Here is an 11956-nt window from a genome sequence, read left to right on the forward strand (position 1 = left end):
GCATGACCGACCTCAGAAAAGCCCGGCGCGTTCCCCTGACGGATGTGATGCGCATCGCCGCTGGCCCGATCCTTGACGCGCAAAAGGGCAACGCCCGGCTGACCGCCACGGCGGAGGCTCAGCCTGAATTGCCCGTGCCGCTTCCTGACTCTGTGATCAACTGGCTGGCGCAGGCCTCACTGCTGTATGGCGTGCCCTTCGAATACCTCGTGCCGGATGCCCGGATGCTGCCGAAGGAATCTATCCGGTTCTTCTATATCGACGGGAACTGGTTGCACCGACTGGTCGAAGGCGCGGTCAGCATTGGCCTGTCCAGCAGCGCGGACACCGTGCAGATGATGGGCGCCATCGAACAAATCGTCGATCAGGCATTGCTGAAAACCTCTGAGGTGCGCGCGCGCATGCGCGGGAAACCCTGTGCGCAAACCGCTGACGTTGTCGGGCCGATCACCGGGTTCTTGCTCCGTTCTTCGGCTGTTGCAGGGTGGCCGGGAATGGAAATCTCGGCCTATCCTGCGATCGAAGACACCTCTGTGAAACTGCCCCTTTTGCGGCTTGACCGGCTGTCGGACAACATCCTGATCGCCCTGTTCGATGGCGAACCCAAGCGGGTCGATATCCTGCAACCTCCCGAAAGCCTGCATTTCGGCATACGCCCCAATAATCAGGGCTATTACAGCTTTTTGCGCGGCCTCGGCTATGGCGCCCATGAACCGGGCATTCAGATCGATAGTGTCGAGGCCCCAGTGGCAATGCGCGAAGACACCGCCCATCCCGGCGTGGTGAACGTCAGCCAGACCGCCGCAAATCTCAAGGCGGCGATGATCGCGCAAAACGCCCTTGATCCGAAGGAAACCTTCACATCGGCGGAATTTGCCGTGCAGATGGTCCGCTCGGCCGGATTGCAGAGCTTCAATTGGGGGGCACCCACCCCACCAGACCCAGACCCAGACCCAGACCCAGACCCAGACCCGGGGAGCAAACCTCAATGACCACGCCAATCCCAGTCTCGACCCAAGGGTTTGACAACCCGCTCTGGCCCGGTCCCCGGCTTTTGGTGCCAATCACGCTGGAATGCCTGCTGATCGGCCAGCCCAACCAGACAGGCGACTGGGCAGATCTGGGCATAGATTACCGCCAGCTTGCTTCGGCTGGTGATCCGGAAGCCAAGGCGTTTGCGCCCAGATCGACGCCGCCGGAGACAGGCGCGCATCTGCAAGTGACGCTGCCTTCGGGGTTTCGCAACGGGACGCAGTTGCCCGATGGATCGGTCAAGTTTCCGGCCATCCCGAACCGCTGGTTGTTCCTGCGCTTTGTCACGACAACCCCCGGTACTGCCCCGGTTCTGACCGCCACGGTTCTGCAATCGGATTACCTGAACGATCAGGACGGCGCCAACAGCTATCCCGATCCCGGCAGTCCCGGCAAAGCCACATGGATCGGCAAATCTTTTGACTTGAGCAAGTGGACAAACCCGAGCGGACCCGCCGAGCCGATCCTCGTTTCCATGGGGCCGGGCAGCGTGTCATGGGTCGCCAGCTACCAGAACACTCGCGACGTGCTGTGCTTTCATGATCCGTTGACCGGCATCAACGCGGGCCAGATCACCTTTGCCGCCATGGGCTGGTATTCCGACCCCGCGTTTGACCCGGTTTTGGGCGTGACAAAAGACACCCCCAAAGGCTTTACCGACCAAGCGGACTGGCAGAAAATCCAAAGCGCCTTGCAGTTCGGTCTGGGCGGCGCTGGCGGGCTGGACGATGCGCAAAAGGAATGGAAAGATTGGCAAAAAGCCCATCCGATCACCAACCCCATCGCCATCCCGGCGGTTCAGGATGACCTGGCCAGCCAATCGCTGTGCCACGGCATGGTTTACGGCATCAACTGGACAGGGCCGGAAAATCGCTATCCACGCGCGCCCATTCTGGACGGGCAGAACAGCCTGTCCGTCGCCATCGGCGGCACCGGCTTCGAGGCGATTGCCGCATGGCTGTCATCCGAACTGAAACAGCCCGAACTTGAAGACCTGCTTTTGGCGGTTCAACAGGATCTGGCCTTTGACTATCTGCAAGACCCGTCGATTTTCGAGGAAAAGACCTTTGGCGCGCGCTTTCCCAAGATCGACGGCGGCACGCAATGGGTGGTCGCCCCCCCTGCCAATTCCGAAGCAAACCGGGGCAAGTCGGTTCAGACCGTAAACCTGAGCACCGATCAGACCAAAGCCCTGACAGCGCTGAATAAAAGCCAGGCGGCGCTGGACGCCACCATGCAGGCCATCGCGGGCCATGCCGATGAGTTCTTCGCGCTGGTCTACAAACTGATCCGCACACCCGACAACCCCTTTGGCGGCGACGACAAACGGCGCAAGCAAATCGAGGCGGCGATCATCCGGATCAGCGCCACCCTGTCCGATCTGAAAACACGGCAATCCAAGCAGCAAACCGCCCGCGACACCAACCAAGCGACCCTGACAACGGCGCTGGGAAACGCGTTCGAGTTGACCAGCAGCGCGGCGCTGCGGTTCCGCGCGCCTTCGGCCCCGAGCCTGATGATCGCTGGTGCGAAACAAGACACCCGTTTTCTAGCCCCCGGCGATGACGGAAGCCCGGAGGACACCCTGTTCTGCCGCTTTACCGGACAGACGGAATCGGCCCTGACGGTGGCGGTGCCGGGTGCATCAGTGGAAACCATCACGGCGGATGATCTGGCCAGCGCCGTCGATCTGCCCAAGGCACCGGCAGGCATTCCCAAGGAATTTGACGATTACCTGATCGAGGTTTTGCTGTTCGACACCGCCAATGCCACGCTTTTGGCCAAGATCGCCTTTGCCAAGGCTGGGATCGCAAACCCGGACCCGGCGCAGCTTGCGGCTTTGGCCAAGACCATCGCGGCGCAGCAATCCGCCCCCGGCTCGGCCACGTCAAAGACGGATTTCACCGAACAGACGGTGGGCGCCGCGGTCGGTTTCAACAAGGTGGCGCCGATGAAACGCGCAGTATTGCTGTGGACACCGCCATGGTCGCCGCTGTTCATCGATTGGCAGGTGACATGGCACCCGTCCGCGCAAGACGCAGCCGGCATGTTGGCTGACTGGGATCTGACCGGCATCGAATTCGAATGGACCGGCACGACCATTGGCGCCGAGGCCGAAACCATTCTGGGCAGGACGGTGCTGGGCACCCAGATCGCCGGAGGGCTGGCGCAAAAGCTGAAGGAGTTCACCACCAAAGATCCGAACTTCAAAAAACTGCCAATCTCGCAGCAAAAGGAACTGCAAGACGCCTTTGGCATGATTGACGAGTTCGACGTGATCACCGGCGCTGTCGATGCCTTTGGCAGCACCATGTTGCAAAGGGTCAACCAGATGACCCAGCTGACCTATCCCAGCGATCCTGACCTCGACAGCTATCTGCGGCAGGCGCAATCGCTGGTGCCGTTGCCCGGCAATGGCGCCGCGCCGGGCTTTTACCCGCTGAGGGCCGGGCATTTCACCGTGGATCAGGTCTGGCTGGTGGATGTCTTTGGCCAGATCCTGCGCACCACCAATCCGGGCCAAACGGTTTTCCCGGTGCGCGCACAGTCCGTTGTGACGCCGGACCGGGACGGCGGCGACAACCGGCGCTATGTCCAGATCGCCCCGGCCATGCAGCAGCCCAGCCGCCTCCGGCTGGATCTGCTGGATGCCACGGATGATGCCATAGAAACCAACTCCGCGAACCTGACAAACCCGGTGGTGGGGTGGCTTTTGCCGAACCATCTGGACAACTCGGTGCTGGTCTTTGACCAGATCGGCACGCCGCTGGGCGAGTTGCTGCCGGTCATCACCGATGCAGGCCACAGTATTCGCTGGGACCCCACGCCGGGATCAAGCGTGCCGCTGGGCGCGCCGCCTGCCATCGACAACAAACATCTGCTCGGCTTCGTGACTGCCTTGCTGGCGCAGGCCGAGATCAGTGGCGATGCCGCGCTGCACGATCTGCTGGACGTGATCGACGTGACCCTATGGGCCACTGCCGCCACGCAACAGCCAGCGGACGACAATCTTGCGGTGTTGATCGGGCAACCAGTGGCAGTGGTGCGCGCGCAGATGAACCTCGAACAATCCGGCCCGCCAGCCGTCAACCAAGCCTGGGACGACACTGGCAAGAACAACACCGGCGGATTGCCGGACCTGCCCCTGACCACGCATATCGGTGACATCCATTTTTCCGGCAATGGCGCACTGGGGTATTTTCTGAATGACGACTACGACCTGCTTAATCCTTTGCGCGGGTACTCGGCTTCGATGGGCGGCGTGCGGCGGGCCGCGGGCGCGCCCGGCCGCGCCCAACTGGCGGACACCCTTCTGGCCTTGCCTGACCAAGTGGCGCTGAACGTGCCTTCAAGCTCGGGCTATCTGAACCCCGATCCTGCAGTGGCTTTGAAACCCGGCGGAGCCACCGCAAAGCTGACAGTGTTGATGGACCCACGCGGCGTGATCCCTGTCATGTCGGGCCTGTTGCCGGTGGAAACCGTTTCTCTGCCCGCCGCATCGGTGGCGGCGATGAACCAGCTTCTGGCCACTTTCCGCATCGGCCCGATCCTGACCAATCCCCGGCAGGTGCAGATGCCCCTGCCCGGCAATGTCGCTGGCGATTGGAGCTGGATCGCCCGCACAGGCATCACCACCTGGGAGACGGTCGCCAACCTGCAACCGGCGCAGCCCAGCAACGTCGTGCCCAACCGGGTGCCCACCCTGCGCGAAGGCTGGCTGGGGCTGGTGCCGAAAAAACCTGTCGGGGGCGACGCCAGTGCCCCCTTGGCCGAGATGAACTTTATCGAAAGGGGGGACGAGTGATGGAACTCTCGCAAGAGCAGGCAAACAGGATCCTCAAATCGGCCGCCGACGGGACGGACCCTGACCCTATCTATCATTATCGTTTTGACCCGGATATCCTATTCACCAACGCGATGGCGGCACCGACGCTGACCGTGACCAACCCCAAGAACCAGGACGGCACCGGCCAGCAGACGATTTACGTCATGGTCCCCATTGGGCCCGATCCCGAAGACATCACCGCAGCGGCAGGCGGGTTGACCATCACCACTGCCGACCGCAACTGGCAGGTCACCCCCTACCTGACCGCGAAGCCGCCCTATGTGGTTTTGACAGGGCCATCCCTGAAGGCGCTGGCCAGCGTCAGCTTTACTTTTCAAAACCTTCTGGTCAGCGCCGCGAAAGGCACGTCGCCTTTTGTGATTCAGGAAAGTGTCAGCCAAGGCACAGTCACGAAAACCATCCAGCGGGTCCCGTCCAAGCTGGATATCCAAAGCTTTTATGCCAGCCCGGTCACCGTCACAAAGGGTCAGGAAACCACCCTGACCTGGGTGGTCTCTGGCGGCAGCTATGTGGTGCTGCAACCCGGCAGCATCCGGCGCGATGTCAAAGGCGCGGGGGCATTTACCGACAGCGTTGAAATCGCCGTTCCTGACCCGTCGCAAAGCTATCTCTTGCAGCTTTACACCGATGACCGGCAGTTCACTCAGGCGGTGACCGTGGCCTTTGTCGGCAGCGTGATGACGCAGATCACCAGCAATGCCAAAGGCCCCATCAGCACCACGGACCCGGTCACCCTGACTTGGGACGCAGAATTCGCCGATTCCGATCCAAAGCTGGTCACCCCGACCAAGTCCATCATCGTCGACAGGTCAGGCAGCATGACCCTGACACCGGGGTCTTACCTGACCGGCAACGCCTCGTCCGTCGAGCTGATGCTGACCGCAACCGGCTTTGGCGGCCCATCGACAAGCAGCGTGACCATCGATTTCGATCCGGTGCGCATCCGCTGGTTCCGCTACACCGACATGACCAAACAAGCCTTTTTGCCCGCAGAGGTCGCCAATCCGGCCCCGGGGTGGCCGCAAACCACTGGCCCAAACGACAATAGAGTGCTGACAACCTATGGCCCCGGCGCCGGCGAAGGGCCGCTTAAGGCCTATCTGGGCGACGGGCCGCAGTTGCAGGTGCAGGTCTTGCTGGCCTCGCCGCAACCTGCGGCACCGGGGCAGGATGTGGTGCTGACCTATGCCACGGGCAATGCCACCTCGGCCGCGCTATCAATTGGCTTGGATCAGCCCTCCAAACCTGTCAACCTTGACACGAACACACAGACCGGAACGACAACCATCAAGGCACCTGAGGCCTCGACCACCCTTGTTTTGACCGTGCAGGGCACAGACACGCCCGCCGTCACCAGTGAATTCGACCTGATCGTAGAGCCCGCGACCACCTGACAGAACATCGGAGATTGCCGCATGACCACGCCGACCTCGTCCCAGCCCGATGCAACCGCCGTTTGGGGCGACATTCGCGGCTGCATCAATACGGTTGTCCCAGCTCTGGCGAACGTGACCATTGAGCTTGATACAGATTTTTCGACGCTCAGCGTGACATCGATTGAAATGATCACCGTGATCTTCGAGGTCGAAGAGCTTTACGACATCATCATCGTGGACGCGGGGCTGGACGTCTTCGACACCCCGGCTGAATTTGTGGACATCGTTCTGATGCTGCTGAAAAGAAAAGAGGCCGCATGAGCGCCGTTGACCCGCGACGTCCCGATGGCACGCACCGGGTTGTGGTCACCGGCATGGGGGCCGTCACCGGCTTTGGCCTTGGCCTTGCGCCCTATTGGGACGGGATCGCAGGCGGCAAAACCGCCATCAAGCTGACCACCCGGTCCTTCGAGGATCTCGAGATTACCCGCCCGGCGGCGACCGTCGCCGATTACATCCCCGGGGATCATTTCACCGACAGTGAGCTGCTGATGTCAGAGCCTTTCGTGCAGTATGCCCGACTGGCTGCGCGCGAAGCGCTGGCCGAGGCCGGTCTGTCTGGCGAGCAACTGACCGATGCGGCCATCGTACTTGGCTGCGGCGGTGGCGGCGAGCAATCGCGCGAGGATGCCGCAAAGCAGATGTTCGGCAAGAAACGCCCCCGCGCGCACCCCATGTCCGTGCCGCGCATCAACCATCAGGCCGCTGTCGGGATGATTGCCATCGAACATCAGATCTTTGGCCCCGGACTGGTCATCGCCACTGGCTGCGCTGCGGGATCACACGCCGTGGCGCAAGCGACGATGATGCTGCGCCATGGCTATGCCGGGATCGCCCTGACCGGCGGTACCGAGGCCAACGTGCTTTATTCCTCCATAAGGGGCTTTGATGCGGCACGCATCGTTGCTTCAGACACTTGCCGCCCCTTCTCGGCGGGGCGCAGCGGGTTGGCCTTGGGCGAAGGCGCTGGCGTTCTGGTGATCGAAACGCTGGCCTCGGCGCAGGCGCGCGGGGCGCAGATCATCGCCGAGATTGCAGGCTTTGGCATGTCCTCGGACGCGCGCGACCCGGTGCAACCCACCCAGCGCGGCCCGGTCCGGGCGGTCAGGCAAGCGCTCAGCGATGCCCAAATCCCGCCCGACGCCATCGCCTATGTCAACGCGCATGGCACCGGCACCCTGCTCAATGACGTGGTCGAAACCAATGTCGCGCGCGAGGTCTTCGGCCCCCACGCGGACAAATTGATGATGTCCTCGACCAAGTCCCAGATCGGTCACACATTAGGCGCAGCTGGCGCGCTTGAATTGATCGCAACGCTTATGGGGATGTCAAAAGGGGTTATCCCGCCGACGGTGAACTTTCTGGACTCAGACCCGGAATGCGACATCGACTGCGTGCCAAATGACGCCCGCGATGTGAAATTCTCTGCCGCTTTGTCGCAGTCCTTTGCCTTTGGCGGAGTGAATGCCGCGCTTGCCGTTCGCAAGGTCTGAGCCGCGATGGGGTCGTTGCAGCAAATCATCGCCGCGACACCTTTTCGCGATCCAATGTGGCGGTTCCCGGCCGAGGGTGGTGAGTACCCGCTGTCCGACCTTCTGGCACAGTCCGAACGTCTGGCCGCTGGTCTGGCGGAACAGGGCGTCAAAGCCGATGACCGGGTGATCACGCTGTTCGATACCGGATCGGCTGCGGTGACATGCTTGCTGGCCATCTGGCATCTGGGCGCGGTTGCGGTGCCCTTGCGCCCGCAGCGGATCAACCAATCTGGCAAGGGGCTGGTGCCCGATGTCATCAGGATTTGCGCGGCCAAGGCGATTGTTCATACCGCCCCGCAGGTGACATTCAACTGGCCAGGCGGCACGCTTGATCTGTCATACCAGCAGCTACTCCGAAACAACGCCAAGGCCGTTCCGAGGGCAGACCGCGCGCTGCGCGATCTGGCGCTGATCCAGTTCACCTCGGGCAGCACCGGGCGGCCTCGCGGTGTGCGGGTGCGTCATGACATGGTGCTGACCCAGCTTCGGCAACTGTCCGAAAACTACCGGGCCGAGGGGCCTGTCGCAGTCCCGCAGTCGGTTGGGTCATGGTTGCCGATCTATCACGATATGGGGCTGTTCATCGGTATGTTGCTGCCGCTTTTCTGCGGCGCAGATGCGCTGTTGGCCCCGCCCGAGTATTACGTCCGCAATCCCGCCCGCTGGTTCCGCGCCCTGTCAGACCAGCGCTGCGATCTGAGTTTTTCCACCAGCTCAGTCCTTGCCGCCACCCTGCGCGGCACCAAGCGCCTGACACCGCAGGACTGCGATCTGTCGCGCCTTGTTCTATACATCGCTGCGGAAAAGATCAGCCCTGCCGTTATGGACGATCTGAGCCGCAGACTTGGCCCGCTTGGCCTGTCTCCGCAAGGGCTGCGCACCGGCTATGGCATGGCGGAATATGCGCTTGGCTGTACCAGTTCGTTGTCCGGCCCGGTTCCGCGCCAACATGTTCGCATCGCGGGCGACGTTGTCACGCCTTGCCCGACCTCTGCCAACAGCTTGGAGTTCGTGACCATCGGGCGGCCAAATTCCGGCTGCGATCTGGCGATCCGCGATCCCGGCGGGCGACGATTGCCCGACTGGCGACTGGGCGAGATCACCGTGGCCGGCCCCTGCCTGACGGAAGGCTACGAAAGCGACGCCGCCGCTACGGACAAGGCCCTTGGACAGGGCTATCTGCGAACCGGCGATCTGGGGTTTCGCGTCAACGGCGAGGTGTATTTCGTTGGCCGCAAGGACGATACCATGACCGTGGCAGGCCGCCATATCGTCCCGGCGGACATTGAGCATGAGATCGAAGCCCTGTCCTTTGTCGGCGCCGGTCGCGCCCTGCTTTTTGGAACCGAGGCACAGGGTGCAGACCTGTCGCGCCAGATTTTGCTGATCGAAAGCCGCAGCGCTTGGACACCGGAGCAAGCGACCGAGCGGATCGCGGCCATCCGGCAAATGACCCGTGATCGCTTTGGTTTTGTACCAAGTGACATCGTTCCGGTGCCGCGCGGTACGGTCGAAAAGACCTCGAGCGGGAAAAAACGCACTCGGGTCATCAAAGCCCGATGGCTGCGAGGCGAGATTTTCCGGCTTAGCACCGAAGATGCCTGAAACAGGTACTGCCTCGTCCAGGATTGCCGCCTGATTGTCAGCAGATGCGCGGCAATTGATCCCCGACCAGCATATCGACGATGCGCGCTCCGCCAAAAGGCGTTCGCATGGTGACACGGCCGGCCTGCCCATCACGGACGCGACCGATGATGGTGGCCTCACGCCCTTCCGGCATTGCCCGCATGGCGGCCAGTGCTGCTTCGGCCTGATCTTCAGGGACAAACAGCACCAGAGTGCCTTCGTTGGCAAGATACAGCGGATCAAGGCCAAGGATCTCGCACAGGCCTTTGACCTCCGGGCGGATCGGCAAGGCCGTTTCTTCGATCTCGATGGCAAGGCTGGCGGCTTCGGCTATCTCGTTAAGCACCGAGGCCACGCCGCCGCGTGTCGCATCACGGGCGCAGCGCGTGTCCGGCGCGGCCTGCAGAACGGCAGCCATCAGATGGCCAAGCCCCTGACAATCCGAAGGTATATCCGCCGTCAGCGCCATTTCCCCCCGCGCCGCCAGAATAGCGGCGCCGTGATCGCCGAGCACGCCATTGACGATGGCCATGTCTCCGGCCCGAATGGTCTCGGCCCGCAGATCACGCCCGGGCGGGATCACCCCAACCCCAGAGGTGGTGACAAAGACCTTGTCCGCCGAGCCGCGCCCAACCACCTTGGTGTCACCCGTCACGATGCGCACCCCGGCCTTGTCCGCCTCGGCCTGCATCGAGGCGACGATGCGGCGCAGCAGGGCAATCTCGGTTCCCTCTTCGATGATGAAGGCCGCCGACAGCCAAAGCGGCGTCGCACCGCCAACCGCCAGATCATTAACCGTGCCGCAGACAGCGATCTTGCCGATGTCCCCACCGGGAAATTCGACCGGGTCCACCACGAAACTGTCGGTGGTGAATGCCAAACGCGCCCCGGGTTCCTGCAAGGCGGCGGTCATCAGGCGCGCCTGATCCTCCATCGCATCGGGTTGGAAGGCGGCGGTAAAGACCCCCTCGATCAAATCGCGCATCGCCTTGCCGCCGCCGCCGTGGGCCAAGGTGACGATTTCGCCGGGTTTCGTCATCATGTTCATTCCGCTGGCTCCGCTGCGGGCGCGCGGGCGCCGCCGTATTGATAATAGGCCGCACAGGCCCCTTCCGAACTGACCATGAGCGCGCCCAAGGGCATTTCCGGCGTGCAGCCGGTGCCGAAATGCGGGCAGCCGGTGGGTTTGATCCGGCCCGTCATGACCGCGCCGCAGGCGCAGCCTTCTGGTTCGCTCACATGACGCGGTCCTGCTGCATAACCGATGCCGAACTTTTCTTCGGCGTCGTAGGCGGCGTATTTGCGGCGAATGCGCAGGCCCGAGGCGTCAATCTCTCCCAGACCGCGCCATTCAAAACTGGGCCGGGTTTCATAGACGTCAGCCATGGCGGCGATGCTGACGGGGTTGCCATGTTCCGGCACCACGCGGGCGTATTGGTTTTCCACTTCGGCGCGGCCTTCAGCGATCTGCCGCAGCACCATCAGCACCGATTGCAACAGATCCAATGGCTCAAAGCCCGCGACGACGATGGGCTTTTCATAGTCTTGCGCAATGAAATCATAGGGATGGATACCGATCACCATCGACACATGCCCCGGCCCGACAAAGCCTTCGAGCACCATATGCGGATCGTCCAGCAGCGCCTTGATCGGGGGCGGCACTGTGATGTGGTTGCAAAAGACACTGAAATTTTCCAGCCCTTCGCGCGCCGCCTGCTGGATCGACAGCGCGGTTGACGGCGTCGTGGTCTCAAACCCCAGCCCAAAGAACACCACCTGCCTATCCGGGTTGCGCCGTGCAATCTCCAACGCATCCAGAGGCGAATAGACCATGCGGATGTCGCAGCCATCGGCCTTGGCCTGAAGCAGGGATTTGCGGGTTCCGGGGACGCGCATGGCATCGCCAAAGGTACAAAAGATCACCCCCGGCTGTTCTGCCAGTTCCACGCATTCGTCAACGCGGCTCATCGGCAGAACGCACACCGGGCAGCCGGGGCCGTGGATGAACTCGATCCCCGGATGGGTCAGTTTATCAAGGCCATAGCGAAAGATTGCATGGGTATGGCCGCCGCAAATCTCCATGATATGCACCGGCTTTGCTGCCGTCGCCCCGATCTGATCTGCAACCTCGGCGATTTGTGCCAGCAGCGCCTTGGCGGCCTTGGGATCGCGAAATTCGTCTGCGTATTTCATAATCTGCCTACCAATGCGGCGTCGCCTGCGGCCATTGCCTCAAGGGTTTCCTGTGCCTCGCCCAGACCGCGCAGCGCCTCGAGTGTGGCGGCGGCTTCGTCCTCGTCGATTACTGCCATGGCAAAGCCGACGTGGATCAGCGCCCATTTGCCGATCAGCCCCTCCAGGGGACCGTCGGCGATGCAGGCGACATTGACCGCGCGGCGCACGCCCGAAACGTCGGCTTCGGCCGTCATGCGCGCCGCATCAATGACGGCCACGATCTGGCCGGGTATTCCTAGGCACAT

General features: G+C 62.4%; 9 protein-coding genes. 6 read left to right on the forward strand and 3 right to left on the reverse strand.

Translation table 11 applies throughout. The features are described 5' to 3' along the window. Positions 1–2: 2 nt before the first annotated feature. From ACOYQJ_RS16770 to ACOYQJ_RS16795, 6 genes are read left to right on the forward strand one after another with little or no spacing between them, the layout of a single operon-like run. Complete coding sequence (locus tag ACOYQJ_RS16770; RefSeq protein WP_422907199.1) at positions 3–992, forward strand: hypothetical protein; 990 nt, start codon at positions 3–5, stop codon at positions 990–992. Then, on the forward strand, positions 989–4837 hold the full coding sequence (locus ACOYQJ_RS16775; RefSeq protein ID WP_422907200.1) for a hypothetical protein: 3849 nt from the start codon (positions 989–991) through the stop codon (positions 4835–4837). Before ACOYQJ_RS16770 ends, ACOYQJ_RS16775 begins: the two co-directional genes overlap by 4 nt. Further along, positions 4837–6273 (forward strand): hypothetical protein, encoded by a 1437-nt coding sequence (locus ACOYQJ_RS16780; RefSeq protein WP_422907201.1) that lies wholly within the window; start codon positions 4837–4839, stop codon positions 6271–6273. The genes ACOYQJ_RS16775 and ACOYQJ_RS16780 overlap by 1 nt, the downstream gene beginning before the upstream one ends. Positions 6274–6294: 21 nt before the next feature. Beyond that, complete coding sequence (locus ACOYQJ_RS16785; RefSeq protein ID WP_422907202.1) at positions 6295–6576, forward strand: hypothetical protein; 282 nt, start codon at positions 6295–6297, stop codon at positions 6574–6576. Next, positions 6573–7808: a beta-ketoacyl-[acyl-carrier-protein] synthase family protein gene (locus tag ACOYQJ_RS16790; protein ID WP_422907203.1), complete on the forward strand. Its 1236-nt coding sequence runs from the start codon at positions 6573–6575 to the stop codon at positions 7806–7808. Before ACOYQJ_RS16785 ends, ACOYQJ_RS16790 begins: the two co-directional genes overlap by 4 nt. 6 nt (positions 7809–7814) lie before the next feature. Beyond that, positions 7815–9455, forward strand: a complete 1641-nt coding sequence (locus ACOYQJ_RS16795; RefSeq protein ID WP_422907204.1) for an AMP-binding protein — start codon at positions 7815–7817, stop codon at positions 9453–9455. Positions 9456–9492: 37 nt separating this feature from the next. Here the strand turns inward: ACOYQJ_RS16795 and hypE are convergent, their stop codons facing one another. Genes hypE through hypC form a run of 3 tightly spaced genes read right to left on the reverse strand, consistent with a single transcriptional unit; the run spans position 9493 to position 11956 of the window. Continuing rightward, the gene (gene hypE / locus ACOYQJ_RS16800; RefSeq protein ID WP_422907205.1) at positions 9493–10524 is read right to left on the reverse strand and encodes a hydrogenase expression/formation protein HypE; all 1032 of its coding nucleotides are present in this window, start codon (positions 10522–10524) and stop codon (positions 9493–9495) included. After that, positions 10521–11669: a hydrogenase formation protein HypD gene (gene hypD / locus ACOYQJ_RS16805; protein ID WP_422907206.1), complete on the reverse strand. Its 1149-nt coding sequence runs from the start codon at positions 11667–11669 to the stop codon at positions 10521–10523. Before hypD ends, hypE begins: the two co-directional genes overlap by 4 nt. Continuing rightward, positions 11666–11956 (reverse strand): HypC/HybG/HupF family hydrogenase formation chaperone, encoded by a 291-nt coding sequence (gene hypC / locus ACOYQJ_RS16810; protein ID WP_422907207.1) that lies wholly within the window; start codon positions 11954–11956, stop codon positions 11666–11668. Before hypC ends, hypD begins: the two co-directional genes overlap by 4 nt.

Source organism: Pacificoceanicola algae, from assembly GCF_049341065.1.
GTDB lineage: Bacteria > Pseudomonadota > Alphaproteobacteria > Rhodobacterales > Rhodobacteraceae > Pacificoceanicola.